25 protein-coding genes are annotated in these 24,284 nt (G+C 63.9%); 11 read left to right on the top strand and 14 right to left on the bottom strand.

All coding sequences use genetic code 11. The features are described 5' to 3' along the window. Positions 1-6 precede the first annotated feature (6 nt). From ltaE to BCA01S_RS14200, 3 genes are all read right to left on the bottom strand, one after another. Positions 7-1,014, bottom strand: a complete 1,008-nt coding sequence (gene ltaE, locus BCA01S_RS14210) for a low-specificity L-threonine aldolase (RefSeq protein WP_027777464.1) — start codon at positions 1,012-1,014, stop codon at positions 7-9. A 275-nt stretch (positions 1,015-1,289) separates the two neighbouring features. Beyond that, on the bottom strand, positions 1,290-2,057 hold the full coding sequence (locus BCA01S_RS14205) for a peptidoglycan DD-metalloendopeptidase family protein (RefSeq protein ID WP_027777463.1): 768 nt from the start codon (positions 2,055-2,057) through the stop codon (positions 1,290-1,292). A 127-nt stretch (positions 2,058-2,184) separates the two neighbouring features. Beyond that, the gene (locus tag BCA01S_RS14200) at positions 2,185-2,496 is read right to left on the bottom strand and encodes a cupin domain-containing protein (RefSeq protein WP_027777462.1); all 312 of its coding nucleotides are present in this window, start codon (positions 2,494-2,496) and stop codon (positions 2,185-2,187) included. A 252-nt stretch (positions 2,497-2,748) separates the two neighbouring features. Between BCA01S_RS14200 and BCA01S_RS14195 the strand changes: the two genes are divergently transcribed. Together BCA01S_RS14195 and BCA01S_RS14190 are read left to right on the top strand one after the other, a co-directional pair. Continuing rightward, positions 2,749-3,066: a hypothetical protein gene (locus BCA01S_RS14195; protein ID WP_020068086.1), complete on the top strand. Its 318-nt coding sequence runs from the start codon at positions 2,749-2,751 to the stop codon at positions 3,064-3,066. Between the two features lie 176 nt (positions 3,067-3,242). Further along, complete coding sequence (locus tag BCA01S_RS14190) at positions 3,243-4,046, top strand: DUF2968 domain-containing protein (protein ID WP_027777461.1); 804 nt, start codon at positions 3,243-3,245, stop codon at positions 4,044-4,046. A 214-nt stretch (positions 4,047-4,260) separates the two neighbouring features. Here BCA01S_RS14190 and BCA01S_RS14185 read toward each other — a convergent pair whose 3' ends face one another. From BCA01S_RS14185 to BCA01S_RS14160, 6 genes are all read right to left on the bottom strand, one after another. Next, on the bottom strand, positions 4,261-4,590 hold the full coding sequence (locus BCA01S_RS14185) for a DUF4148 domain-containing protein (protein WP_020068085.1): 330 nt from the start codon (positions 4,588-4,590) through the stop codon (positions 4,261-4,263). Between the two features lie 262 nt (positions 4,591-4,852). Then, a complete protein-coding gene (gene gnd / locus BCA01S_RS14180; RefSeq protein ID WP_027777460.1) occupies positions 4,853-6,262 on the bottom strand; it encodes an NADP-dependent phosphogluconate dehydrogenase in 1,410 nt (469 codons plus the stop codon). Positions 6,263-6,405: 143 nt separating this feature from the next. After that, positions 6,406-7,035 carry a DUF938 domain-containing protein gene (locus BCA01S_RS14175; RefSeq protein WP_027777459.1) on the bottom strand — a complete coding sequence of 210 codons (630 nt, stop codon included), beginning with the start codon at positions 7,033-7,035 and terminating at the stop codon, positions 6,406-6,408. Between the two features lie 77 nt (positions 7,036-7,112). After that, on the bottom strand, positions 7,113-7,982 hold the full coding sequence (locus BCA01S_RS14170; protein WP_027777458.1) for an NAD-dependent protein deacetylase: 870 nt from the start codon (positions 7,980-7,982) through the stop codon (positions 7,113-7,115). Positions 7,983-8,030: 48 nt separating this feature from the next. Beyond that, on the bottom strand, positions 8,031-8,267 hold the full coding sequence (locus BCA01S_RS34870; protein WP_244145989.1) for an oxidoreductase-like domain-containing protein: 237 nt from the start codon (positions 8,265-8,267) through the stop codon (positions 8,031-8,033). A 102-nt stretch (positions 8,268-8,369) separates the two neighbouring features. Continuing rightward, positions 8,370-9,134, bottom strand: coding sequence for an SDR family oxidoreductase (locus BCA01S_RS14160; RefSeq protein WP_027777457.1), 765 nt, complete (start codon positions 9,132-9,134; stop codon positions 8,370-8,372). Between the two features lie 253 nt (positions 9,135-9,387). Here BCA01S_RS14160 and BCA01S_RS14155 point away from each other — a divergent pair, with 253 nt between their 5' ends. Continuing rightward, entirely contained in the window at positions 9,388-10,251 is an 864-nt protein-coding gene (locus BCA01S_RS14155; RefSeq protein ID WP_027777456.1) for a polysaccharide deacetylase family protein, read from the top strand. Between the two features lie 22 nt (positions 10,252-10,273). Here the strand turns inward: BCA01S_RS14155 and BCA01S_RS14150 are convergent, their stop codons facing one another. After that, complete coding sequence (locus BCA01S_RS14150) at positions 10,274-11,686, bottom strand: DUF2252 domain-containing protein (RefSeq protein ID WP_027777455.1); 1,413 nt, start codon at positions 11,684-11,686, stop codon at positions 10,274-10,276. Positions 11,687-11,970: 284 nt separating this feature from the next. Between BCA01S_RS14150 and motA the strand changes: the two genes are divergently transcribed. Together motA and motB are read left to right on the top strand one after the other, a co-directional pair. Beyond that, complete coding sequence (motA, locus tag BCA01S_RS14145; protein ID WP_027777454.1) at positions 11,971-12,858, top strand: flagellar motor stator protein MotA; 888 nt, start codon at positions 11,971-11,973, stop codon at positions 12,856-12,858. Next, entirely contained in the window at positions 12,855-13,841 is a 987-nt protein-coding gene (gene motB, locus BCA01S_RS14140; RefSeq protein WP_027777453.1) for a flagellar motor protein MotB, read from the top strand. Before motA ends, motB begins: the two co-directional genes overlap by 4 nt. 48 nt (positions 13,842-13,889) lie before the next feature. Here motB and BCA01S_RS14135 read toward each other — a convergent pair whose 3' ends face one another. The 3 genes from BCA01S_RS14135 to BCA01S_RS14125 all read right to left on the bottom strand — a co-directional run bounded on the left by BCA01S_RS14135 (position 13,890) and on the right by BCA01S_RS14125 (position 17,190). Continuing rightward, on the bottom strand, positions 13,890-14,699 hold the full coding sequence (locus tag BCA01S_RS14135) for an exodeoxyribonuclease III (RefSeq protein ID WP_027777452.1): 810 nt from the start codon (positions 14,697-14,699) through the stop codon (positions 13,890-13,892). A gap of 23 nt (positions 14,700-14,722) precedes the next feature. Beyond that, on the bottom strand, positions 14,723-14,959 hold the full coding sequence (locus tag BCA01S_RS14130; RefSeq protein WP_027777451.1) for a hypothetical protein: 237 nt from the start codon (positions 14,957-14,959) through the stop codon (positions 14,723-14,725). 131 nt (positions 14,960-15,090) lie between these two features. Continuing rightward, complete coding sequence (locus tag BCA01S_RS14125) at positions 15,091-17,190, bottom strand: D-(-)-3-hydroxybutyrate oligomer hydrolase (protein ID WP_027777450.1); 2,100 nt, start codon at positions 17,188-17,190, stop codon at positions 15,091-15,093. A gap of 155 nt (positions 17,191-17,345) precedes the next feature. Between BCA01S_RS14125 and BCA01S_RS14120 the strand changes: the two genes are divergently transcribed. The 6 genes from BCA01S_RS14120 (at position 17,346) to BCA01S_RS38500 (ending at position 23,180) form a co-directional block, all read left to right on the top strand. Beyond that, complete coding sequence (locus BCA01S_RS14120; RefSeq protein WP_027777449.1) at positions 17,346-18,107, top strand: 2Fe-2S iron-sulfur cluster-binding protein; 762 nt, start codon at positions 17,346-17,348, stop codon at positions 18,105-18,107. Positions 18,108-18,119: 12 nt separating this feature from the next. After that, positions 18,120-19,121: an FAD binding domain-containing protein gene (locus BCA01S_RS14115; RefSeq protein WP_027777448.1), complete on the top strand. Its 1,002-nt coding sequence runs from the start codon at positions 18,120-18,122 to the stop codon at positions 19,119-19,121. Further along, positions 19,118-21,340: a xanthine dehydrogenase family protein molybdopterin-binding subunit gene (locus BCA01S_RS14110; protein ID WP_027777447.1), complete on the top strand. Its 2,223-nt coding sequence runs from the start codon at positions 19,118-19,120 to the stop codon at positions 21,338-21,340. Before BCA01S_RS14115 ends, BCA01S_RS14110 begins: the two co-directional genes overlap by 4 nt. 77 nt (positions 21,341-21,417) lie before the next feature. Continuing rightward, complete coding sequence (locus BCA01S_RS14105; RefSeq protein ID WP_027777446.1) at positions 21,418-22,008, top strand: nucleotidyltransferase family protein; 591 nt, start codon at positions 21,418-21,420, stop codon at positions 22,006-22,008. 200 nt (positions 22,009-22,208) lie between these two features. Then, complete coding sequence (locus BCA01S_RS14100) at positions 22,209-22,913, top strand: PIG-L family deacetylase (protein WP_027777445.1); 705 nt, start codon at positions 22,209-22,211, stop codon at positions 22,911-22,913. 114 nt (positions 22,914-23,027) lie between these two features. After that, positions 23,028-23,180, top strand: coding sequence for a hypothetical protein (locus BCA01S_RS38500; RefSeq protein ID WP_164701897.1), 153 nt, complete (start codon positions 23,028-23,030; stop codon positions 23,178-23,180). 16 nt (positions 23,181-23,196) lie between these two features. Here BCA01S_RS38500 and BCA01S_RS14090 read toward each other — a convergent pair whose 3' ends face one another. After that, the gene (locus BCA01S_RS14090) at positions 23,197-24,264 is read right to left on the bottom strand and encodes a 2-aminoethylphosphonate aminotransferase (protein ID WP_027777444.1); all 1,068 of its coding nucleotides are present in this window, start codon (positions 24,262-24,264) and stop codon (positions 23,197-23,199) included. Between the last annotated feature and the right edge of the window lie 20 nt (positions 24,265-24,284).

The raw sequence follows: 24,284 nt of genomic DNA, 5'->3' as shown, positions 1-24,284 counted from the left end.
ACGCAATCAACGCGCGGCAAAGTACCCCTTCACGGCCGCGATGAACGTGTCGATGTCCTCACGCGACACGTCTTTGTGCGTAACGAACCTCGACGCGTACAACATCTGCGTGAGAATGCCGCGCTCCTTGAGCCAGGCTTCGAGCGGCGCGCAATGCTGCTGCGGAAACTGCGCGAACACCATGTTGGTTGCAACAGACTGCACCTTTACCTGCTCGATGGCTCCCAGACCCGCCGCCAGATGCGCGGCGTTCGCGTGGTCGTCGGCGAGACGCTCGACGTTGTGCTCCAGCGCATACAGGCAGGCCGCCGCCAGCACGCCCGCCTGGCGCATGCCGCCGCCGAGCACCTTGCGCCAGCGGTGGGCCACGTCGATCAGCGCCCGGCTGCCGACCAGAACCGAGCCGACCGGCGCGCCGAGGCCTTTCGAAAAGCAGATCGAAACCGAATCGAACGGCTCGCACAGCGCCGCAACCGGCTTGCCCGACGCGACCGACGCGTTAAAGACGCGCGCGCCGTCCAGGTGCGCCGACAAACCGCGTTCGCGCGCAAGCCCGACCGCTTCGGCGACATAACCCTCCGGCAGCACTTTCCCGCCGATGGTGTTTTCGAGCGCCAGCAGACGCGTGCGCGCAAAGTGGTTGTCGATGGGTTTGATCGCCGCCGCGATCTTGTCGAGCGGAATCGAACCGTCTGCGGCATTTTCAAGCGGTTGCGGCTGGATGCTGCCGAGCACCGCTGCACCCCCGCCTTCGTATTTGTACGTGTGGGCCAACTGCCCGACGATGTATTCGTCGCCGCGCGCGCAGTGCGCCATCAACGCCGCGAGGTTGCTTTGCGTGCCGCTCGGGAAGAACAGACCGGCCTCTTTGCCGGTACGTTCGGCAAGCGTCGACTGCAGACGCAGCACGGTCGGGTCGTCGCCCCAGACGTCGTCGCCGACTTCGGCGGCCGACATGGCCGCGAGCATCGCCGGAGTCGGACGGGTTACGGTATCGCTGCGCAAATCGATCATTGTGTGTCCCTGTGCGTCTTTCGTGTGAGAGGCCATGACGGTCGGCCGGCTTGCCGCGTCCGCGTGCAACGGTCGCAATGGCTGCAGCGGCAGCAGCGGCAGCAGCGGCAGCAGCGGCAGCAGCGGCGCCGGCTCGTGAGCCACACAGTGTATTCAATTCGCGCGGCGCTCGCATGGCCGCGTGAAAGTCGGTCGAAGCATACCTGGCTCAGTTTGCGGCTCAGCCCGGAGTTCCTCCCGCGCACAGGTCGGGCTCAAGCCAGGCTCAACCGCGCCTAGCCGCCTGACTTAGGCAACCAGGCGAGCGGATCAACCGGCTGGCCATTCTGACGAACCTCGAACTGGATCGACGCGACGCCGCGGCTATCCACGCCCACTTCGCTTATGGTCTGCCCTTGCGCAACCGCATCGCCTTCCTTGACGAGCAGGGTGCTGTTCTGGCCGTAAGCGGTGATCAGCGAGTCGTCGTGCTTGATGATGATGAGCGGGCCGTACGCCTCGATGCCCGAACCCGCGTAGACCACACGGCCGGTGGCGGCTGCCTTGACGGGGTCGCCCGGTCGTGCGCCGATCACGATGCCGTTCGACTTGCCTGCGGCGAAGGTCTTGAGGATAGGCCCCCGCAACGGCCATTGCAGCACGCCCTGCTGCGGCGCGGCCGCCGCCGTCGGTGCGGCTGGTCCTGTGGGCGCGGCCGGTACAGCAGCGACGGGCGGCGCCGCGACGCTGCCGGACGCCATCGGCGGGGCAACGCGCAGCACCTGCCCAGGCGCGACGGCCGCGTTGACCGGCAGACCGTTCCACGTCGCGATGTCCTGCGGCCTGTGCCCATAAGCCGATGCAACTCCGGCAAGCGTATCGCCGGGATTGACGCGATAGAAGCCGGCAGGCACGGGCACCGTGCTGAGCGTGGTGGGCCGGGACTGTGTGTTGCCGTAGAACGGCGTGTTGTCCCACGGCGCGCTCGCGCAGCCGCTGAGTATCACGCCTAGCGCGGCGGTCGCCAGCAAATGGGTCCCCTTCAGTTGCCATGGTCTCATCATGTGATTTGTCCTCGACATTTTTTGGATTCGAGCTTCTGATCGATCGTCTTGATCGATGCCCGTAGCAATCGCCGTACCGCTCGCGGGTCAGCACACGGCAACCTCGCACATTACTGCGCCTGCGAACCTAAACACTGCCCTCGGCTTCCACCACGAGAATGCGCGCCGGGCCGATCGGATGCGCCACGTGCTCGGTGCCCACCGACGCATAGAACACATCGCCCGTTTCCAGAATAGCCGCCTGCTCCACGCCGTCCTGGCGATAGCGCATCTCGACGCGGCCATCCAGCACGGCGAACACTTCTTCGCCGTCGTTCACGTGCCACTTGTAGGGCTGATCCGTCCAATGCAGACGTGTCGTGATGCCGCCCATGTTGGCAATGTCGAGCGCGCCCCACGGGCGCGTCGCGGTGAAGTTCTTGCTGCGAATGATCTTCATGGTCGCTAACGCATTTGATAAAGAGAGCGCCGCTTTGCGCCAGTCGCAATCGGCCGTGGAAGCGCACGCCGGGCGCTGCCGGGCAGCTTTTTGAACGCTCATTATAAGTCGCGCGACACGCGGTCCACGCCCAGTCAGGGAGTGCCATCGCAATGGTGTGATCATTGAAACCTTTAGACGCTCGCCTATACTCAACCTTGCTGCGCCGACGGGGCGTGGACTGAAACGAGCGGATCCCGCATGGAGTCGACGATGAACAAAGCCACATTTCTCGCCGTGCAACTCAACGTCGACGACGTGGCGGCGTCGCCTGGACTGGCCGAATTGTTGAACACGCATCTGGTTTTTGCCGCCGATGTGGCCGAGGCCGCCGACGCACTCGTGCAACTCGCGAGTATCGCGGGATTGTCGGGCGGCGTGGAGGCGCGCGTCGAAATCCCCGCACTGGCCATCGAGCGTCTGCGCGAGGCGCTCGACATTCTGAGCGGCTACGACGAATCGTGGCTGCTCGCGCTTGAGCCGAGTCACGCGTTATTCGCGGACATAGGCCGGCATCGCACCCTGCATTAGGACTGCGCACGCGGACGACATCCGCAGGCACGCGCAGCCCCGGCGCAACCGTGGCATCCGCCCACTCGCGCCGCTGAGCCATTGCTTTTCGCTCACCGCCCAATCCGCCAGTTAGCCGGAACGCTTTATTGCCGGCGCCGTCTGGCCCTTCGGGCGAGTCAACTGGAGGAACCGCCGTGAAAAGTCTCCTGAACCGCCGTAGCGTGCTGGCCGGCCCATCGCATGTCGTCAGGGTCGCGCAGGACAATGCCGCCGCGCCCGTCCCGCCCGACGGTGCCGACCAGGCGTCGCCCGAGATGGCGTCCGACGCGCCATCCGCGCTTTCGTCTGCGCTTTCGTCCGATGCTCCGTCCGCGTTCGCATCCGACCCGGCGCAGGCGACGGTGGCCCGCGGCGCCGCTCGTCCGGTGTTGACATTGCGGCCCGTGCAGAGCGTGCCGTCGCAGGTGAGCGCGCGTGGCGTGCAGATTGCGAACACCGCCGAAGTCGAATGGCTCGCCGAAGAAGAGGCGCTCATGCCGTTTCGCGTGTTCCGCAGCTTCGCGTATTCGGTGAGCCTGCTGTTTCATGCGAAGGAGGTGACGTACTACGTCGCCCTCTACCAGGACGGCGCGCTCTGGCGTGCGTTGAAGGCCGCCGACCTCGAAGCCGCCGAAGCGGCCTTCCATCATTTCGAGGACCAGGCGACGCGGCTCTCGGACTGTGAAACCCGCCGCGCGCAACTGGAGGCGCAGAACGAGCAGTTGGCCCGCCAGATCGCTCGCTCCGAAGCGCAAGCCGAACGGTTACGCAGCGATTTGCAGCGGCGTAGCGCGCAGGAACAGGCGGCGTCTAGCCGGCAGCATCAGGTGCGCAAGGAAGTGTCCCAGCTCGAAGCTCAACGCGTGGCCGCGCAGGCGCATCTGAACAAGGCACATCGGCAGATGCAGCAGCTCAATCTGACGAGCAACGAAGCGATTCCACATTTGCCGACTCGTTGAATCGCCTGGTTCCGGCAAGAAGAGCACGAAGAAGGTGCGCGGTGAAGCACGCTTGCCATGCGGCATGCGTCCTCAAAGCGGTAAACAGAAAAACGCCGTCAAGGCAAAAACCTTGACGGCGTTTTTCTATGGGCGGCCACCTGTCGGTCAGGCGGCGCCTCTGGTTGGCTTTTACGCGAACGGCTGCGCGATGCGGCGCCGCTCGACTGCCAGATTAGTTGCCGAAATAAACCGAGCTACGATCGGTCGTGACCGCACGGCCTGCTTGCGAGCTGCCTGCGATCGGTGCGCCGTAACCGCTGTTGGCCACTTGAGCCGCGGCTTGCGCGGTGCCGTTCTGAGCGTCGACACGTGCCTGAGCAGCCTGCAGGTTTTCGGGGTAGTCAACATGGTCGCCGACCGGGTTGTAGCCTGCCTTCTCGAGCTGGACCAGTTCGGCGCGAACTTGAGCGCGCGTGACCGGCTGGTTCGATTGAGCGAACGAAGCGACAGGGGCGGCGAAAACAGCGGCGGCGACGACTACGGCAGAGATAAGAGTCTTCATGATGTATAACCTCCAGAACTTGTTGTGATTCGCTTCGGGCTTTGTTGTCCCTAGCGCTTAAATAGAAGTTTAGGAGCGAGAACATCTAGGGGAAACCCCTAAAACGACGAAACTCTATTCCGTAAATTGCAATAGTCGGTGTCCGAATCCTGTCAGTGTCGAAATGACCGACGCTCGCAGCAACAATACCGGCCGGGCGTTTCAACACCCCCAGCGTCGCGCCCGGCGTGATCCGGGCGCGCGCTGCCGGGGTTACAGCGCATTAGCTCCAGTTCGCGTGGAAGCTGCCCGGCTTGTCGATACGCTCGAACGTATGCGCGCCGAAGAAGTCGCGCTGCGCCTGCACGAGATTTGCCGGCAACCGCTCCGAGCGGTAAGCGTCGAAATATGCAACCGCCGACGCGAACGCCGGTACCGGCACGCCCGCATTGATCGCGGCGACCACCACTTCGCGCAACGCCGACTGGTAGTTGCTCGCAATATCGCGGAAGTACGGGTCCAGCAGCAGGTTCGCGATCGTCTTTTCTTTCGTGTAGGCGTCGGTGATCTTCTGCAGGAAACGCGCGCGGATGATGCAGCCGGCGCGGAAGATCTTGGCAATGGTGCCGAAATCCAGATCCCACTTGTACTCTTCCGAAGCCGCGCGCAACTGCGCGAAACCTTGCGCGTACGAGATCACCTTGCTGAAGTACAGCGCGCGGCGCACCGACTCAATGAACGCTTCGCGCTCAGCTCCGAGCGGCTTCGCGCGCGGCCCGTCGAGCACCTTGCTCGCGGCAACACGCTGATCTTTCAGCGACGAAAGCACGCGCGCGAACACGGCCTCCGTAATCAGCGGCAGCGGCGCGCCGAGGTCGAGCGCATTCTGGCTCGTCCACTTGCCGGTACCCTTCTGCGCCGCGCGATCCAGGATCACGTCGACCAGATCCTTGCCGGTTTCGTCGTCTTTCTTGCTGAAGATCTTCGCGGTGATTTCGATCAGATAGCTGTCGAGCTCGCCCTGATTCCACTCGGTGTAGACCTTGCCGAGTTCCTCGTTAGACAGGCCGACAACCTGCTTCAGGACCGCATAGCTCTCGGCGATGAGTTGCATGTCGCCGTATTCGATGCCGTTGTGCACCATCTTCACGAAATGGCCTGCGCCGTCCGGGCCCATGTAGGCTACGCACGGCTCGCCGTCCGGCGCCTTTGCGGCGATCTCGGTGAGGATCGGCGCAACCAGGTCATATGCGTCGCGTTGCCCGCCGGGCATGATCGAGGGACCTTTCAGCGCGCCTTCCTCGCCGCCCGACACGCCGGTGCCGATAAAGTGCAGGCCGGCTTTCGCCAGCTCCTGGTTGCGGCGGATCGTGTCGGTGAAATGCGTGTTGCCGCCGTCGATCAGAATGTCGCCCTTTTCCAGCAGCGGCTTGAGCGATGCGATGGTCGCGTCGGTCGGCTCCCCGGCCTTGACCATGAGCAGAATGCGGCGCGGCTTTTCCAGCGACTCCACGAACTCTTCGAGCGTGAACGCCGGCACCAGCTTCCTGTCCGGATATTCGGCGATGAGTTCGTCGGTCTTTTCGCGGCTACGGTTGTAGACCGACACCGCGTGGCCGCGGCTTTCGATGTTGAGCGCCAGATTGCGGCCCATGACCGCCAGCCCCACCACGCCGATTGCCTGTTTGCCCATGTGAATTCTCCAGTGTCCAAAAGTGTCGTGACGCCGCGCCGGAAAGAACGTCGGCCGGACGTCGAGGGTGAAAGCATAAAAGAAATGCCGGTTTGCCGCTCGTTAACGGGCACGCAACACGGCTTTGCGCCCGTTCCGCCCGATCAATGCGCCTGTGCTTCGCGCTTTCGGAACACGAGGCTGAAATTGTTGGCCGGCATTGCGACCGGCTCGTCGCACGTGAATCCCTCCGATGCCGCGAGCGTCACGACCGCTTCCATGTCGCGCACGCCCCACGCGGGATTGCGGCATTGCAATTGCCGGTCGAAAGCTTCGTTGCTCGGCGCCGTGTGCGCGCCGCCGCGTTTGTAAGGGCCGTACAGATACAGTACACCGCCACGATCGAGATGGCGGCTCGCGCCCGCGAACAGCGCTTGCGCCGCGCTCCACGGCGCAATGTGAATCATGTTGATGCAGACCACCGCATCGAGCGCGCCCACGCCCCAGTCGGCCTGATGGACGTCGAGCGCAAGCGGCGCGCGCACGTTCGGCGGCGCGCCGTGCGCGATCCATGCGGCAATCGACTCGCGCGCTTGCGCGTCGGCGTCGGTCGGTTGCCAGTCCAGTCCGGGCATCGCGCCGGCAAAGCACATTGCGTGCTGACCCGTGCCGCTCGCAATTTCGAGTACTCGGCCCGTGGCCGGCAACACCGTGCGCAAGACGGCGAGGATCGGTTCGCGATTGCGCTCGGCGGAGGGCGAATATTGCCGCATCGACGGAACAGGTTCGGTCATGTAGATGTAATGTGGATTGTTTGCGTTGGATTGGGCTGCATGGCTTGCATTCGCTTGTATTCGTACCGAGCCGCAGTTCAATCTACCGCGAGACGGCCGGCCAAAGCGGTCAGCGTATCGGCGCATGGCGCCGCAATTTTCAACGACAACAGCGGATCGGCGCGCGTGCGCCCGAGATTGATCGCGGCGACAGGTTTGCGTTGCTTCTGCGCCCACACGCAGAAGCGATAGCCGGAATAGACCATCAGCGACGAGCCGACCACCAGCACGGCGTCCGCGGCATCGAGCGCATGCGAAGCCGCCTCGACACGCTGGCGCGGCACACTTTCGCCGAAAAACACCACCGCTGGCTTCAGCAAGCCGCCGCAATTCGTGCACGCCGGAACGCGAAACGCTTCGAGCGCGTGCCATTCGAGATGCGCATCGCCGTCGGCGGCAGTTTCGGCGGTCACGCTCAGCAGCGCGGGATTCTCCGCCTCGAGCGTCTGCTGGATCGACGCGCGCGAATGCTGCGTGCCGCAATCGAGACAAACGACACCGTCGATGCCGCCGTGCAATTCGATCACGTCGCGGCTACCCGCACGCTGATGCAATCCGTCGACGTTCTGCGTGACGAGCGTCGGCACATGACCGGCGGCCTGGAGGCGCGCAAGCGCGACATGTGCGGCGTTGGGCTGCGCTTGTGCAACGACCGGCCAGCCGACCATGCTGCGCGCCCAGTAACGCCTGCGCATTGCGTCCGTACCGAGAAATTCCTGCAGCGTGATGGGCGGCGAGCGTTTCCACTCGCCGTTGTCGTCGCGATAGCCGGGAATGCCGGAATCCGTGCTGATGCCCGCGCCCGTCAGCACGAAGAGACGCGGATAGCGCTGCACGAAGTCGTGCAGATCGTCGAGGGTGTGCGATTCGTTGAAGGGTTCGAGTGGCGCGGAAAAAAGGTCGGTCATGACGGGATCACTGATGACTGCGGCGGCGCAGAAGCGCGCGACGGTGCTTCACCGGCGCTTGCGCGCGCCGCGCTTCGCCGTCGGGATTGGGACCGCAGCACGTTGCGCCTGCCGCGCTTCCCATTCGGCCAACGCGACGCGGTAGCGCTCCAGCGCGTCGTCATAAAGATCGAACACGCACGGACTACAGCCGCTATGGCAACAATCCTCGAGGTCAGGCTGCACCGGCGGTGCGGGCCTTGGATCGTCCACGGTGCTGGCTTGGGGCACGGCTGATGACTTCACGTGAACACGCTCGGAACGCACGCAATGCGAGGCAGCGAAGGCGAAGAAGGAAAGCGCTCAGTATATGTTGATCTCCCGCGCCGCGCTTGGCGCGGGTGGCCGTCAGCCGCGCCCGACAAACGGCATCTTGCTCGCCATGATGGTCATGAACTGGACGTTCGCCGACAGCGGCAATTGCGCCATGTGCAGCACGGCGTCCGCGACATGCTGCACGTCCATCAACGGCTCGACAGCGATCTCGCCGTTTGCCTGCGGCACGCCGCGCGCCATGCGCTCGGCCATTTCGGTGGCCGCGTTGCCGATATCGATCTGCCCGCACACGATGTCGTATTTCCGACCGTCGAGCGACACGGCTTTCGTGAGGCCCGTGATCGCGTGCTTGGTCGCTGTGTAGGCAATGCTGTTCGGCCTCGGCGCGTGCGCCGAAATCGAGCCGTTGTTAATGATGCGCCCGCCGCGCGGATTCTGCGTTTTCATCAGACCGAATGCCGCGCGCGTGCAGAGGAACACACCGGTCAGGTTGGTGTCGACCACCGAACGCCATTCGTTTATGTCGAGTTCGTCTATGTCGACCGGCGAGCCGTTGCGCCCGGCGTTGTTGAACAGCAAGTCGAGCCGGCCATAACGATCGCGGACCGTGTTGAACAGCGCGTCGACGCTGTCCGCGTCCGTCACGTCGCAAGACACCGCGAGCGCTTCTCCGCCCACGGCGTGCGCCTCGTCGACTACGGCGTCGAGCGCCGCCTGACGACGGCCCGCAAGCACCACGCTATACCCATGCTCCGCGAGACGCACCGCACATGCACGGCCGATGCCGCTGCCCGCACCCGTTACCAAAGCCACCTTTCTGATTCCAGTCACCGTCACCGCTCGTCTCCCTGTTCCATGAATGAAGGGCCGCTCCGCACCATCGTTGCTGCACGATTGTTCGGCACCTTTTTTGAACCATACCGCAGCGGACGGTCGATCACAAATGCCGTCTGCGAGAGCTTCCATCATGCAGTCGGCGCGCTTTCATTGCGGTTCCCGTCCGCAAGCGTGCCAGTCCGCGCATCAATGGTATCGTTCGACGTTGCGCGCGGTGCCCTGCTTGCCCGCGCAATTACCGGAAGCACGCTTTATGAACCAACTCTCCACGCCACACGACGCTGGAGCGCCACCGCTGCGCCGGTGGCCTCAGACCGGCTATCCCGCGATGCTCACCGCCACCGCCGCGTGGCACGTCTTCGTGCTGGTCGCATGGCTGCTGGCGCCCCGCGCATGGCCGTGGTGGCTCGCCGCGATCTTCGCGAATCACGCTGTATTTACCCTAGCCGGTCTGCTGCCGCGCACCTCGCTGCTGGGTCCGAACTGGACGCGCCTGCCCGCTGGCGCGCGCAACGCGGATGCAATCGCATTGACTATCGACGACGGTCCAGATCCCATCGTCACGCCGCAAGTACTCGACCTGCTCGATACCCTGCACGTGCGCGCCACGTTCTTCTGCATAGGAGAAAAGGCGCGGCGTTGTCCGCAACTCGCACGCGAGATCGTCGCGCGCGGTCATGCGCTCGAAAACCATTCGCAGGTTCACGTGCACACGTTTTCCGTGACGTTTCCGCGTGCGCTTCTACGCGAGATAGATGCCGCGCAACGCACGCTCGAAGAACTCAGCGGCGAGCCGCCCATGTTCTTTCGCGCGCCGGCAGGCCTGCGCAATATTTTTCTGGAGCCGGTGCTGCGCAAGCTCGATTTGCGGCTAGCGGCATGGACGCGGCGCGGCTACGACACACGCGAGCGCGATCCGCAAGTCGTCACGCGAAGGCTGCTCGACGGTCTGGCGCCGCGCGACATACTGCTGCTGCACGACGGCAACGCCGCGCTGACCGCCGACGGAAAGCCGCTGATTCTCGCCGTGCTGCCACGTGTCATCGAAGCGGCTCGCAAAAGGAACTTGCGCTTCGTGACGCTGCGCGAGGCAAGGGTCGACGCTTTACAGCGTTGATTCACAGCGTGTGCTCAACCCGTCACATGCGAAAATCCGCCGCCATGTCTTCGTCCGAGCGCGCCTCGATAACGCCGCTGCGGCATGCCTTGACGAAGACATCGTAGTCGCGCTCCACCTGATCGGCGTAGCTCGCCGCGTAAGCTGCCAGCGCCTCGGCGAACTGATCGCCTCGCCCGATATACGCGCTTACTTCGACCGCCTGGCCGCCCGCTTTTGCATGGGCACGCGCCATCACCCAGCCACATAGCCTCGCGTAACCGTCCAGCAGATCGCTGTCGAACAACTCGATGCTGGCCGACAGCTTCATGTCACGCAATTGACGGAAGTAATAATGCCGGCCGAGCGAACTCGTCGCCCAGCCTAAAAATATGTCGCTCGCGGCCTGCAACATGCGCTGCCCCTGCACCACGCGCTCGCCTTGATGCTTGACCGGTGGCGACTTGTAGTAGCGGGCGATCACCGACGGCTTCGCCTCCTTGATCTGTACGAAAAGCGGCTTGCCCGTTGGGTCGACGAGCAGCACGGCCATGCAGCGCGTCCCCACGCTGCCCACGCCCACCACCTTGAATACGATGTCCTGCACGCTGAACTGACCAAGCAGTTCGCGCCGGTCATGCGACATCGTCTTCATGTACTCGCTCCACATGCCGTCGAGTATCTTGTGTCCGTGCGAGCCCTTCAGTTCATCGGTCTCTTCGGCGGTGAAGAGCGTGTTCGAGCCGAGCACGTGAAAAAGCGCAGGCGGCGCATCGCGAATCACCCAGCGCTCGCCGTCATGCTCGGCCATCTTCTCGAACAGACTTTCGTGCGTGCGGCTCGCGGCCTTCTCCATGCCGCGGCGCACAGCGCGGCGGCGCTCCGGCGAAAGCGCCGTCTCCGCCATGCGGTCGAAGGTAATGCGCTCATACCAGAGTTCCAGCGCGCCGCATTGTGCGTATTGCGCCATGCGATTGCGATATTCGCTCATGGCGGTCATCACCAGATTCTCCGCTGTGCCGCGGCTCAGGCGCATGTGACGCGCGGCCAGCACGATGCTTGCGGCAAGGCGCTTGAGGTCCCATTCGAATGGGCCCACCGACACTTCGTCGAAATCGTTCAGGTCGAAAACCAGTTGGCGCTCGGGCGTCGCGAAGCCGCCGAAGTTCATCAGATGCCCGTCTCCGCAGATCGGCATGGTCAGGCCGTTGTCGTGAACCTGGCTTAGATCGTGAGCTTGCAGGTTCGCGGTCCCGCGAAAGAACGTGAACGGCGACACGGCCATGCGTCCGTAGCGCAGCGGCACGAGGTTCTGCACCCGGCCTTCGCTGCTTTGCTTAATAAGCTCGATTGGATCGCGCTCTAATGCACCCACCGTTTTATGACTCGACCGCTTCGATTTTTCGCGGGCGGCACGGCCGCGGGCCTCGCGCTCCGCAATGGTGCTGGCTTTCATAGTCATCTCCGTTCCTCTTGAGAGTTCACCGTCGAGGAGCCCTGACGCGGGTCGCACTGCATGCTAGCAGAGCAACCGGTAAAAAAGTGCGGGCGCTTTTACCGATGCCGGATGAATGCGCGAGCGGCGCCCCGCAATATTTGAATTCCGGTCAGTTCACGCTCTTCAGCAATCACCCTTTCGAGCCGTTTACCAGTACATGCGGAAATTCAGTGACGCACGCAAATGCCCTTGACCAAGGGCTCATTCTCACAACGTGCGGCGCGCAAGATTATGGAGAATATATGTTTGTTGCGATTGGCTGGCTGTTGGTAATTGGCTCCGTCATTGGGAGCTTTATTGGCGTGGGCGGTCATTTGCCGGCGCTCATTCAACCGTTCGAATTGCTATGCATTTTCGGCGCGGCAATCGGCGCGTTCGTAGTGAGCAATCCGACTTCGACGTTGAGGAAAACCCTCAAGGCGATTCCTTCGTGCTTCAAGGGCGGCGGCTACACGAAAGAAAAATATCTGGAACTGATCGCGCTGCTTTACGAGTTGCTTCAGAAGGCACGCAAGGAAGGCATGATGTCGCTCGAAGCCGACGTCTTTGCGCCGGAAGAAAGCGTGATTTTCCAGAAGTATCCGCACGTTCTCGCCGACCATCATCTGCTGGATTTTATCGTCGACTATTTGCGCATGATGTCGGGCGGCAACGTCAACGTGCTCGAAGTACAGGACCTGATGGATGAAGAACTGGCCACGCATCACGCGGAAGCGTCGGTGGCGGCCAATGCCATCCAGAAGATGGCCGACGGCCTTCCTGCCTTCGGCATTGTGGCCGCCGTGATGGGCGTGGTTCACACCATGGGTTCGGTCGGCGCGCCGCCCGCCGTGCTCGGCGAGATGATCGCGGGTGCCCTGGTCGGCACGTTCCTCGGCATTCTTCTCGCGTATGGCTTCATCGGTCCGCTCGCCGATCTGCTGAACGCAAAGGGCCGTGCCGAAGCGAAGCCGTTCCAATGCGTGAAGGCGGTGCTGCTCGCCTCACTGTCGGGCTATGCACCGCCCATCGCGGTAGAGTTCGGCCGTAAGGTGCTGTTCACTGCCGATCGCCCGAGCTTCCAGGAACTCGACGACGCCGTGCGCGCGACCAAATCGCCGAAGCCGGCCACCGAGGGAGCCGCGTCATGACGCAAAGAAGGTCACGCGGCTCCCAGGACGAAGCGCCGCCGCCGATCATCGTGCGCCGCTCGAAAAAGGGCGACGACCACGGTGGGCATCATGGAGGCGCGTGGAAAATCGCGTATGCCGACTTCGTCACTGCGATGATGGCGTTCTTCCTGCTGATGTGGCTGCTCGGCTCGACGTCGAAGTTCGACAAGCAAGGTATCGAAGACTACTTCAACACGCCGTTATCGAGCCTGTTCGGCGGCAACGAAGGAACGGCAGCCGCGCGGCCGAGCATCGTGCAAGGCGGCGGCCGCGACATCTCCGACACGCGCCCCGGCGACGGCAAGAAAACCCAGATCGAACCCGCCACTCCTGTGAACGTGGTGCCGACCGTCGCGCCCGCAGACACGGCCCGTTTGCAGCAACTGAAAGAGAAGCTGGTCTCGTTGATCGAACAGAGTCCTGCGCTGAAGGCCTTCAAGGATCAGATCCGCATTTCGATTACGAACGAAGGACTGCGCATCGAGATCGTCGATTCGCAGAACCGCCCGATGTTCGCATCGGGCAGTCCGAAGCTGCAGAGCTACGCGGTCGCGATACTCACGCAGATCGGCGCCGCGCTCAACGACGTCGAGAACCGCATCTCGATCGCGGGGCACACCGACGCCGTGGCGTACACAGGCGGACCGGTCGGCTATTCGAACTGGGAGCTTTCTTCCGAGCGCGCGAATGCCGCGCGGCGCGCGCTCGTGGCAGGCGGCATGCACGTCGAAAAGCTGTTGCAAGTGCGCGGTCTTGCTGATGTACTGCCGCTCAACAGCAATGTCGTCGACGAACCAACCAATCGGCGTATCAGCATTCTCGTAATGAACAAGGCCGCGGAGCAAGCGTTCTTCCACGACGGCGGACGTACGTCGATCGATGAAAACGTGCCTGCCAGCTCGGCTATCCCGGCTGTCGCAGCGCGCATGCATCCGGCTCCGGGCGCGACGATAGTTCGCTAGCGTTACCCCTCGCATCGATGCGTCACTGCCAGTCGCAAGACGCGTGCTTCAGCCACGCGTCTTGCGACGCGACGCACTCATGTCCAGCTCGACCCATGTCGGCGCATGGTCGCTCGCATGCGGCTCGCCGCGCACCCAGCGGTCCACGCCGGCGTCGCGCAAGCGCGGCGCGAGGTCCGGGCTCAGAAGAATATGATCGATCCGCAAGCCGGAGTTGGTGTCCCAATGCCGGCGGAAATAATCCCAGAACGTATAGACCCGCTCCTCGCCGAAATGCGTGCGCAGCGAATCCGTCCATCCCTGCGCGACGAGACGCCGGTAGCGTTCGCGGCTTTCCGGCTGCAACAGCGCGTCTTTCAGCCATGAGCGCGGGTTGTATATGTCTTCGTCGGTAGGCACAACGTTGAAGTCGCCGGCCAGCACGACCGGATGTCCGCTCTTGAGCAGCTTCGCCGTATGGTCGATCAGATGGTCGAACCACTTGAGCTTGTACTCGAACTTCGGACCAGGCTGCGGATTGCCGTTAGGCAGATAGAGGCAGCACACCAGCACGCCGTCGACGGCCGCTTCCAGATAGCGGCTATGCGTGTCCTCTTCGAAGCCCGGCAAGCCACGGCGGCTTTCGAGCGGCGGCTCGCCCTTCGACAGAATCGCCACGCCGTTCCACGCGCTCTGGCCGTGCCAGATGGCGTGGTAGCCCGCTTCGCGCAATGCGTCGGCGGGAAACGCGCTGTCGGCGGCCTTCAGTTCCTGCAAGCAGACAATGTCCGGCGCTTCGCGCTCCAGCCATTGCAGCAATGCAGCCTGCCGCGAACGGATTCCGTTGATGTTGAATGTCGCAATGCGCAGCCTCGCCACGACGGTTCCTCCTGCAACGCAAGTTATTTCGACGCCGTTCCCGACACGGCTGCCTCATCGCACCATTCGATTGCCCACGACCTTGCGCAGGCGATCGCATCGGCTTCGTTCGAGAAAGCGTCGATGTCGCCGGAATCGTGCGACCGGAACTGCTCGTTTTTCTGCGGTATGCGAGTGACTTTCGCGCGCGCGTAGTAGACGCCTTCGTCGGCGTGGCGTGCGCGGCAATCGATGTGAAAATGCTTGTAGTCGAACTGCATCGGCTGTCCTCTGAACGCGCTTGATTTCGAATACAGGTAGCATCGTTCATACCCGGCCAGGTGTTTGACGTAGCGACCACGCGCGCGATCAGGCACCGCGCACGTGGTCCGCTATCGACACGCAGCCACCATCAGTTCGGCACGTTGACCGCCCCGTTCGACACCGTGATGGCATTGCCGCCCGGGTTGGCCGCAATCGCCGGCAAGTTGGCGACGGTCAATGCTGGAGCAGCGCCGGGTGAGCCGCCGCGCGGCACCGTATGAACCACTTGCGACGGCGGCAGCGGCGTGCCGCTCTTCAGATGACTCCACATCAGATTGAGCGCCTGAATGTTGTAGTAATGCAGCGGCACGAAGCGGTTGTCGAAGCCCGCCACGCCGAGGAACGCGTCGAAGTGCTGGCCGTTCGTGATTTCATAGAACGAGAGCTTGCTTGCGCCGCCTTCGAGCAGCTGGTTGGTTCCAACATAGGGCCGCGACGCGTGATTGATCGGCACCAGGGCATCGGCCCGGCCTTGCACGATGATGGTGGGCTTGCCATGCAGATTCGCATTCACCTTGATCGCTTCAACGCTCGTTGTCAGCCCGCCGTTGGTCCACAGCGTACGCAGGCAGGCTGCGCCCGCATAGCTCGCATCGGCGGTTGCGAGCCGGTGGTCGAATGCGCCCGCGGTGCCCGCGTTATAGACGAGGTTGATACCGTTGGTGGGCGGGACACCATTGCCGTTGCCGAACACAGTGAGCATCGGCGACACAGCCGGCGTGACGCCCGCCGCGCCCGTCGAACTCGTCGTGCCGAAGCTGAAGTTGCACAGGTTCGCGCTCGCGCTCGCTCTCGCATAAGCGTTCGCGTAAGTCACGGCGACGGCGGGCACCGCCTGCGAATCCCACATCGGCGCATGTAGCACGTCGGAGTCGGTCTCGTAGCCGTTCTGATGCAACAGCGCGAGCGCATTGGTTGCCTGGGTGACGGTGTCCGCCCCCGCGATCACACCGTTAGCCGCGAGCGCCGAACATCGCGCGGTGCGAATCGCGGTGGTCGTGGCAAGCGGTAGCGCCGTCAGATACGGCGCGCCGGCCGCGGCAGGCGCGAGCGCCGCGCAAGGCTCCAGCAGATTCGCGAGTGTCATGTAATCCGCAAGCGGCTTGCCGAATGCGCCCACGGGGACACCGCCCTGAGTCACCGACACTTGCGAGGGCACGCGCACGTTGATCTGCGGCTCGCCGACTACCACTGCGGTAATGAGCCCGGAGGTATCCTGCTCGGCGGCTGCGAGCGACGCACCGCCGCCGTTGCTCACCGATGCCGCGATCGTCGTGATGCTGCCCGGGTTATAGCGTACCGTGCGCGTCGAGCCGTTCAACGTTCCATACGAATCGTTGAGCGCCCAATACGCGAACTGGATCGCTTGCAACGTGTTCTTGCCCCAGTCCTGCTCCGGGTTCTGCTGTGAGTGCGCGTGCTTGAACGCGTACCGGTTAGGGAACTGGCTGTTGTAGGTGCCGGCATCCGTGTTGCCCAGGTTGGCCGTGAAGAGGCTCGCGTTGCCCGCAGCGTTCGCGTCCTGCAAGGTGCCGTCGATCAGCGTCACGCGATTCGTCGACAGTTCGTGCGCGCCGTTGCCCGAGCCTTTGTCCGTGTAGGCGACCGCGCAGCCGTGCTTGAGACCCCACTCGCCGGCCGCGGAGATCGCGCCATACACGCCGCGAGAACCCGATGACGTTGCCGTGACGATGCACGGTTGATCCGCATTGAAGCTCGCCGGAATTTGCACGAGCACGCTGACATTCTGCTTACCGCTGCCGTCGTCCGCGAAAGCGAGGTACTCCTTGCCCGCTATCTTGCCTTCGCCCAACGTGTCGTTGCCGTTCACATCGACATTGGGACCCCAGAAGCGCCCATAGCCGCCGTTGCTCGTCATGTCGACGAGCGCGCGATAGTTCGACCAGATCGCGAGTCGGCGCAGCTCCGCCGCTGTCGGTTGCGCGGCGTTGGCAATCGCGGGAGCAGCGGCTGAAGCGAGGCCAGTTTTACCGAGTCCCGCCGTGAGCAGGTCGTCACTATTGCCGTCATATGACTGCGTCCTGACGGTGCCCGCGATGAAGCTGGGCAGGACGTTGGCTTGCGGCTGCGGCGTGCTGTCGTCGTGGTCGCCGTGGCAGGCGCTCACACCGAGAGCGACAACGATTGCAAGGGGAAGCGCGTGCCCGACTCCAATGGGTGATCTCATATGTGCTGTCTCCGTTATTTTCACAATACCGTTTTGCGTCAGCGTTGTTCACGCAACTGCGCCGGATTTGTTACCCTCGGTTGTTGGACGCGAAGCTTCGGATACCGACGCATCGTCAGCCTGCATTGACCTTTCAGCGGAGTCAATAGAACGTTATGGCAACAGATAACGAATGTCATGATCCGGGTGACGAAGCCGCCGCCTTGCACCAACCTTCTCGTCGCCGTTTTCTACAATCGGCTGCAGCAGCCGCGACTGTCGGTGCGGCACCGCACCTTCGCGCACAAGCGCAAACATCTGTCGCGCCACCCGCGCAGACTCCTGCTCCCGTGCCGCCCCGTCCCGTCGAATTGAACGTCAACGGCCGTGCGTATACGTTGCAACTCGAACCGCGTGTGACCTTGCTCGATGCATTACGCGAGTACGCAGGCCTGATGGGCACGAAGAAAGGCTGTGACCGCGGACAATGCGGCGCATGCACGGTGATCGCCAACGGACGCCGCATCAATTCTTGCCTGACGCTCGCCGTGATGCATGAAGGCGAGACCATCACCACGGTCGAAGGGCTCGCGAGCAATGGTGCATTGAGCCCGCTGCAACGCGCGTTCATCGAGCACGATGCGTTTCAGTGCGGCTACTGCACGCCGGGGCAGCTATGCTCGGCGACCGCCCTGCTCCAGGAGTTTCGCAACGGCACGGCGAGCGTCGTGACCGCCGATGTGCGCCAACGTCCCGCCAAACTTTCCGACGACGAGATTCGCGAACGCATGAGCGGCAACATTTGTCGCTGCGGCGCCTATGCAAATATCGTTGCCGCGATACGCGCGGCGCATGAAGGCAGTGGTCAGAATGCGGGCACGGCTGGCGCCGACCATAGTGACCATCGCGACAACCACGATAACCGCGACAACGCGTAACGGAGCGACGGCATGGATGCGATTACCTACGAACGCGCCGCCGATGTCGCCGGCGCAGTGCGCGCCGTGCAGCAACCGGGCGCGGTGTTCATCGGCGGCGGCACGAATCTGCTCGATCTGATGAAGGGAGGTGTCGAGCGGCCGGTGCGGCTTATCGACATCACGCATATCGGCGGACTCGACGGCGTGACGACGCTGCCCGACGGCGGCATTCGCATCGGCGCACTCGTGCGCAATAGCGACGCCGCGAACCATGCGTTGGTGCGCGAACAGTATCCGTTGTTATCGCAAGCATTCTTGTCGGGCGCGTCGTCGCAATTGCGCAATATGGCGACGGTCGGCGGGAATCTGCTGCAACGTACCCGCTGCGCATACTTCTACGACACCGCTTTTTCCCAGTGCAACAAGCGCGTATTGGGCAGCGGCTGCGCGGCGCTCGAAGGGCACAACCGCATGCACGCGATTCTCGGCGCGAGCCCGCAGTGCGTCGCGGTCAACCCGTCGGACATGAGCGTGGCGCTGGCCGCGCTCGATGCGGTGGTTCGCGTGAGTGGCCCGGCCGGGGAGCGAAGCATTCCGTTCGCCGAATTCCATCGGCTTCCGGGCGACAGACCCGATGTCGACACCACGTTGCGTCCCGGCGAGTTGATTACCGCGGTGGATCTGCCGCCACCGCTTTTCAGCGCGCATTCGCATTACCTGAAAGTGCGTGACCGCGCCAGTTACGCATTCGCCCTGGTCTCGGTGGCCGCCGCCTTGCAGATGGACGGCGAGCGCGTGCAGACCGCGCGCATTGCATTGGGCGGCGTCGCGCACAAACCGTGGCGCGCGAGCGCAGCGGAACAGATGCTGAACGGACAGCCGCTGACACAAGCCGCGCTCACCAACGCCGCTGCCGCCGCGTTGCGCGATGCCCGGCCGCTCGCCGACAACCGCTTCAAGGTGCAGCTCGCGCAACGCGCGATCGTGCGTGCAGTGAATCAGGCCGCCGGCCGCGCAGGAGGTGTCGCATGACGCTGATCGGTCAACCGTTCGACCGCACCGACGGTCTACTCAAAGTAACCGGCGAAGCACGCTATGCCGCGGAATTTCCGGAAGCGCGCCTCGCCCATGCCGTGCTCGTGACGAGCACGATTGCACGCGGCACGATTGCGTCGATCGATGCAAGCCGCGCGCAGGCCGTGCCCGGCGTGCTGCTCGTCATAACGCATCAGAATGCGCCGCGTCTGCCGAACGGCGGCAAGGCGCAACTGGCCCCGCCTGCGGGTCGTCGACTGTCGCTCCTGCAGGACAACCAGGTGCATTACAACAACGAGCCGGTGGCGGTAGTCGTCGCCGATACGCTCGAACATGCGACCGATGCCGCGCGCCGGTTGCGCATCACGTATCAGAGCACGCCGGCCACGCTCGACTTCGCACAGGCGAAGGCAAATGCACATGCGCCGGACAAACCGCAGGGGCGTCAAACGGATACGCAGCGTGGCAGCTTCGAAGACGGCATGCAGAACAGCGCGGTGCATATCGACGCAACGTACACGACGCCCATCGAGCATCACAATCCAATGGAGCCGCACGCGACCATGGCGCGTTGGGACGGCCCGCAGCTTACGCTCTACGATTCGACCCAGGGCGTGAGCGGCGAAGCGCAGGCGGTGGCCAGAACGCTCGGCATTTCACCTGGCGACGTACGCGTGATCTCGCCGTTCGTCGGCGGCGGATTTGGTTGCAAGGGCTCGTCCTGGTCGCATGTGTCGTTGTGCGCGATGGCCGCGAAACAGACCGGGCGTCCGGTGCGGCTCGTGCTCGAGCGGCCGCAAATGTTCGGTCCGGTCGGCGCACGTCCGCGCACCGAACAGCGCCTCGTGCTGGCCGCGCGGCGCGACGGCACGCTGAGCGCCATGCGTCACGACAGCATTTCAAACACGTCCATGATCGAGGACTGGACCGAGACCTGCTGCATGGTCACGCGTATGTTGTATGCGGTGCCGAACCAGGTGACCACGCACCGGCTCGTGCCGCTCAACGTCGGCACGCCGACCTTCATGCGCGCGCCGGGCGAGACGACCGGCTCGTTTGCACTGGAATCCGCAATGGACGAACTGGCGGTCGCGCTCAAAATGGACCCGCTAGCGTTGCGCCTGAAGAACTACGCGGAAGCCGATCCGCAGGAAAACAAGCCCTGGTCGGGCAAGTCGTTACGCGAGTGCTATCAGATCGGCGCGGAGAAATTCGGCTGGTCGCGGCGCAGCCCCGCACCGCGTTCCATGCGTGAAGGCAATACGCTGATCGGCATGGGCATGGCGACCGCGACCTACCCGGCTAATCGCAGTGAAGCGAGCGCCATCGCGCGGATTTTGCCCGACGGCACCGCGATGGTGGCCTCGGGCACGCAGGACATAGGCACTGGAACGTACACGGTAATGACCCAGGTCGCCGCCGATGCGCTTGGCTTCGCGCCGGAAAACATCCACTTTGCGCTCGGCGATTCGTCGCTACCGAAGGCGCCGGTGTCGGGCGGCTCGCAATCGGCGGCGAGCGTTTCGCCGGCCGTGCGCGACGCCGCGACCGAGGCGCGCGCGCGGCTCATCGCCCTGGCATTGGCGGACCCTGCGTCGCCCGTGCACGGCATGGCGCTCGACGACATCACCGTGGAGAACGGCTGGGTAACGAGCCGCTCGCAACCGGCGAAGCGCGATCCGGCGGCGGCGATCGTCGCGCGCTCCGGCGGCAAACCGATCGAGGCGACGTCCACCGTCAAGCCGGGCGGCGAGAAACAGAAGTACTCGTTTCACTCGTTCGGCGCGGTGTTCGTCGAAGTGCATGTGGATGCCGACCTCGGCACGATTCGCGTGCCGCGGGTGGTCGGCGTGTACGACGTGGGGCGCGTGCTCAATGAGAAGACCGCACGCAGCCAGATGCTCGGCGGTATCGTATGGGGCGTGGGTGCAGCGTTGCAGGAGGAAACCTCGCTGGATACGCGCTATGGGCGTTTCACGAACGCAAATCTCGCCGAGTACCACGTGCCAGTGAATGCCGACATCGGCGCGCTGGATATTACGTTTATCGACCGGCCCGACCCGTATATCAACTCCCTTGGCGTGCGGGGCATCGGCGAGATCGGCATTACGGGCGTGTGCGCCGCGCTTGCCAACGCGGTGTACCACGCAACCGATGTGCGCGTGCGCGATCTTCCGATAACGCTCGACAAGGTAATGACGACGACGCAGGTCTGAGCGCGCTGCGCGGGCCGCTTGCCTCGCGCTGCGTTGCGCCGCACAATCGGTGGCATCTTACTCAACGGTGCCCATCCATGGCTTACGCGTCGCTCGCCACTGGCATATTGCTCGCGGCCGGGGTCGGCTCCCGCTTCGATCCGCACGGCCTGCAAAACAAGCTGCTGGCGCGGCTGCCCGACGGCACGCCGGTCGCGCAGGAAGCGGCGCACCGGCTACTGAGGGTCGTGCCGCACGTGCTGGCCGTGGTGCGGCCCGGCGCCGAAGCGCTTGCGCGGCTTTTGAACGATGCGGGCTGCGACGTGGCGTTCGCGCCCGGCGCCGAACGCGGCATGGGCGCAAGCCTCGCTGCCGGCATTCAGGCGAGCGAGGACTCGGAGGGCTGGATCGTCGCACTCGCCGACATGCCTCGCATCGAGATCACCACGATCGAAGCGGTGGCGCGCGCGCTCGACGGCGGCGCGCCGATCGTGGCGCCGTTTTACGACGGGCAGCGCGGCCATCCCGTAGGGTTCGGCGCCGTTCACCGCGCCGCGCTGCTGTGCCTCGACGGCGACAGCGGCGCGCGCTCGTTGCTCGGCTCCGAGCGCGTGACGAGACTCGATGTCGACGACGCCGGAATCTTGCGCGATATCGACACGGCGGACGATTTGCGGGCTTTGCGCTGACCCGCCGCTGAAAGCGAAAGCGCCTCAGGCATAAGGCTTGCGCCGAACATGATCAATGCTCGATGCAATCGGAACCGTGAATAGACTGCGAATCAGCCGCGCAACTCGTTCCATTTCCGCCTAAGCTGATGTGACGCCGCGATTGTCACACAACGTTATGCCGCTCACGCGGCGCACGTTTCGCAACCACCCGACTTCCCATGAGCGAAACCAGTCCGCGCCTTTTCATCGTCTCACCTCATTTCGACGACGCCGTGTTCAGTTGCGGCGCATTGCTCGCCGCGCATCCCGACGCTGCGGTTTGTACGGTCTTCGCCGCACCGCCCGAGCATACGATGCGTACCGAATGGGATGAAAAGTCCGGCTTCAGCAACGCCCATGAGGCAATACACGAGCGCACGCTCGAAGACAATCGCGCGCTTGAATTGCTCGATGCGATTCCGCTGCGAATGCCGTTTCGCGACAGTCAGTATTCCGACTCGCCGTCGATCAGCAAAATGGCAGCGGCGCTAGAGGAAACCATTTACCGAACCACGGCCAACACGTTGCTGATGCCGCTCGGCCTGTTTCACGACGACCACGTGCGCGTATTCGAAGCGTGCTGCGAGATCCTGCCGCGCCTGTCGCATCTCGAATGGTTCGGCTACGAGGAAGCCATTCACCGGCGCACGCCGGGTGTCGTGCAGGCACGGCTTGCCGATCTCGCGCAGCGCGGCATCGTGGCGACGCCGGCCAATCCGAGCGCCGGACACACGATCGACGCACAGCGCCGCGGACAGATCAAGCGCGAAGCGGTCAATGCGTATCAGAGCCAGTTGCGCGCGTTCGGCGCCGGCAACTACGAGGACGTTTTTGCCGCCGAGCGCTATTGGCACCTCACCGTCGGCCGTCGCGTGAAGAAGTAACAGGACGATCAGCGCAGCAACTCTGGCGGTCAAGCCTGACAGGAAGCGTCTACGCTTGAAGAGAACGCCGGACGCCGTCCCGCTATCGCAGGGTTCTCAACCACAGGTGATGCAATGAGCTACGACATGCATACAAGCCCGATCCCCGACCCTAACGCCGATCCGACCCGCGATCCGGAAGGCGATCCGCTGACGCCGCCATCGCCCGGTCATCACACCGAAGAGCCGCAGCGCCCGGAAGGGCCGCCGGACAAAGACCCTGTGTGAGCCTGCAGCGCGGCGCTCAGCGCGTCAGTTCGGTAAAGCCCTGCAACAGCCGGTCGATGTCGGCGGCGTGGATATTGCCCATCGTCGAAATACGGAACAGCTCGGCTGACAGCCCGCCCTGTCCCGCATAGATGACGAATCCGCGCGCCTTCAGCGCATCGTGCAATTGCGGATACGTCACGCCGTTCGGCAGCCGGTATGCACGCAACACCACCGACGATTCCGCCGGCGCCAGCACGCTGCCGATGCCGCGCTCGGCCAGTCCCGCGCGCGCCTGTTCCGCGAGCGCCGCGTAACGCGCATGACGGGCGCGCCAGCCGCCTTCGTCGGCGATCTCGCGCAGTGCCTCGACGAGCGCGTAGTACGCATGAACCGACGGCGTGAACGGCGTGTTGCGCTGATCCTGCAAGCGCGCGAGCCGCCCGAGGTCGAGGTAGTACGTGCGGCTCGCCGCCTGCGCGAGCGCGGCGCGGCGCACCAGCACGAACGAGGCGCCCGGCACGCCGTGCAAACATTTGTTGGCCGTCGCGGCGACCGCGTCGAGGCTCGCGTCGGCGAAATCGATCGCTTCGGCGCCGAAGCTGCTCACGCCGTCCACCAGCAAACGCAAACCGCGCGCACGGCACAGCGTGCCCAACGCCGCGAGGTCGTTCAGACGCCCCGTCGTCGTCTCGTGATGAATCACGGCAACATGTGTGAACGCTTTGTCCGCGTCGAGACAGTCGGCGATTTTCGCGACGTCGGGCGCCTGCATCCAGTCGTGCTTGAGCGACTCGTGCGCGATGCCGTACTGCGCGGCGATCTGCGAAATGCGCTCACCGTACACGCCGTTTTCCACCACCAGCAGCTTGCCGTTTTGCGGCACCAGCGCGGCGGTCATGCTTTCGACAGCGGCCGTGCCGGAGCCCGTCATCAGCACCGCTTGCCATTCGCTCGCGTCGAGACCGTACAGGTCGACGAGACGCGTGCGCGCCTCTTCCTGCAAATCGAAAAACTCGCTTTCGCGATGGCACAGGTCCGTCTGCAACAGGCTGTTGCGAACGCGTTCGGTGAGCGTCACCGGACCGGGATTGAGCAGCAGCATGGGCGCTCCTTTACGTTGAC

Origin of the sequence: Paraburkholderia caledonica NBRC 102488, from assembly GCF_000685095.1 — a bacterium.
GTDB lineage: Bacteria > Pseudomonadota > Gammaproteobacteria > Burkholderiales > Burkholderiaceae > Paraburkholderia > Paraburkholderia caledonica.
Note: the sequence above shows the minus strand (reverse complement) of the source record. Positions and strands in the feature narration are given on the sequence as shown.

What these genes read in the sequence shown, in the direction of transcription:
- ltaE (WP_027777464.1), bottom strand. Translation starts at nt 1,014, where the DNA reads ATGATCGATTTGCGCAGCGATACCGTAACCCGTCCGACTCCGGCGATG.
- BCA01S_RS14205 (WP_027777463.1), bottom strand. Translation starts at nt 2,057, where the DNA reads ATGATGAGACCATGGCAACTGAAGGGGACCCATTTGCTGGCGACCGCC.
- BCA01S_RS14200 (WP_027777462.1), bottom strand. Translation starts at nt 2,496, where the DNA reads ATGAAGATCATTCGCAGCAAGAACTTCACCGCGACGCGCCCGTGGGGC.
- BCA01S_RS14195 (WP_020068086.1), top strand. Translation starts at nt 2,749, where the DNA reads ATGAACAAAGCCACATTTCTCGCCGTGCAACTCAACGTCGACGACGTG.
- BCA01S_RS14185 (WP_020068085.1), bottom strand. Translation starts at nt 4,590, where the DNA reads ATGAAGACTCTTATCTCTGCCGTAGTCGTCGCCGCCGCTGTTTTCGCC.
- gnd (WP_027777460.1), bottom strand. Translation starts at nt 6,262, where the DNA reads ATGGGCAAACAGGCAATCGGCGTGGTGGGGCTGGCGGTCATGGGCCGC.
- BCA01S_RS14175 (WP_027777459.1), bottom strand. Translation starts at nt 7,035, where the DNA reads ATGACCGAACCTGTTCCGTCGATGCGGCAATATTCGCCCTCCGCCGAG.
- BCA01S_RS14170 (WP_027777458.1), bottom strand. Translation starts at nt 7,982, where the DNA reads ATGACCGACCTTTTTTCCGCGCCACTCGAACCCTTCAACGAATCGCAC.
- BCA01S_RS14155 (WP_027777456.1), top strand. Translation starts at nt 9,388, where the DNA reads ATGAACCAACTCTCCACGCCACACGACGCTGGAGCGCCACCGCTGCGC.
- BCA01S_RS14150 (WP_027777455.1), bottom strand. Translation starts at nt 11,686, where the DNA reads ATGAAAGCCAGCACCATTGCGGAGCGCGAGGCCCGCGGCCGTGCCGCC.
- motA (WP_027777454.1), top strand. Translation starts at nt 11,971, where the DNA reads ATGTTTGTTGCGATTGGCTGGCTGTTGGTAATTGGCTCCGTCATTGGG.
- motB (WP_027777453.1), top strand. Translation starts at nt 12,855, where the DNA reads ATGACGCAAAGAAGGTCACGCGGCTCCCAGGACGAAGCGCCGCCGCCG.
- BCA01S_RS14130 (WP_027777451.1), bottom strand. Translation starts at nt 14,959, where the DNA reads ATGCAGTTCGACTACAAGCATTTTCACATCGATTGCCGCGCACGCCAC.
- BCA01S_RS14125 (WP_027777450.1), bottom strand. Translation starts at nt 17,190, where the DNA reads ATGAGATCACCCATTGGAGTCGGGCACGCGCTTCCCCTTGCAATCGTT.
- BCA01S_RS14120 (WP_027777449.1), top strand. Translation starts at nt 17,346, where the DNA reads ATGGCAACAGATAACGAATGTCATGATCCGGGTGACGAAGCCGCCGCC.
- BCA01S_RS14115 (WP_027777448.1), top strand. Translation starts at nt 18,120, where the DNA reads ATGGATGCGATTACCTACGAACGCGCCGCCGATGTCGCCGGCGCAGTG.
- BCA01S_RS14110 (WP_027777447.1), top strand. Translation starts at nt 19,118, where the DNA reads ATGACGCTGATCGGTCAACCGTTCGACCGCACCGACGGTCTACTCAAA.
- BCA01S_RS14105 (WP_027777446.1), top strand. Translation starts at nt 21,418, where the DNA reads ATGGCTTACGCGTCGCTCGCCACTGGCATATTGCTCGCGGCCGGGGTC.
- BCA01S_RS14100 (WP_027777445.1), top strand. Translation starts at nt 22,209, where the DNA reads ATGAGCGAAACCAGTCCGCGCCTTTTCATCGTCTCACCTCATTTCGAC.
- BCA01S_RS38500 (WP_164701897.1), top strand. Translation starts at nt 23,028, where the DNA reads ATGAGCTACGACATGCATACAAGCCCGATCCCCGACCCTAACGCCGAT.
- BCA01S_RS14090 (WP_027777444.1), bottom strand. Translation starts at nt 24,264, where the DNA reads ATGCTGCTGCTCAATCCCGGTCCGGTGACGCTCACCGAACGCGTTCGC.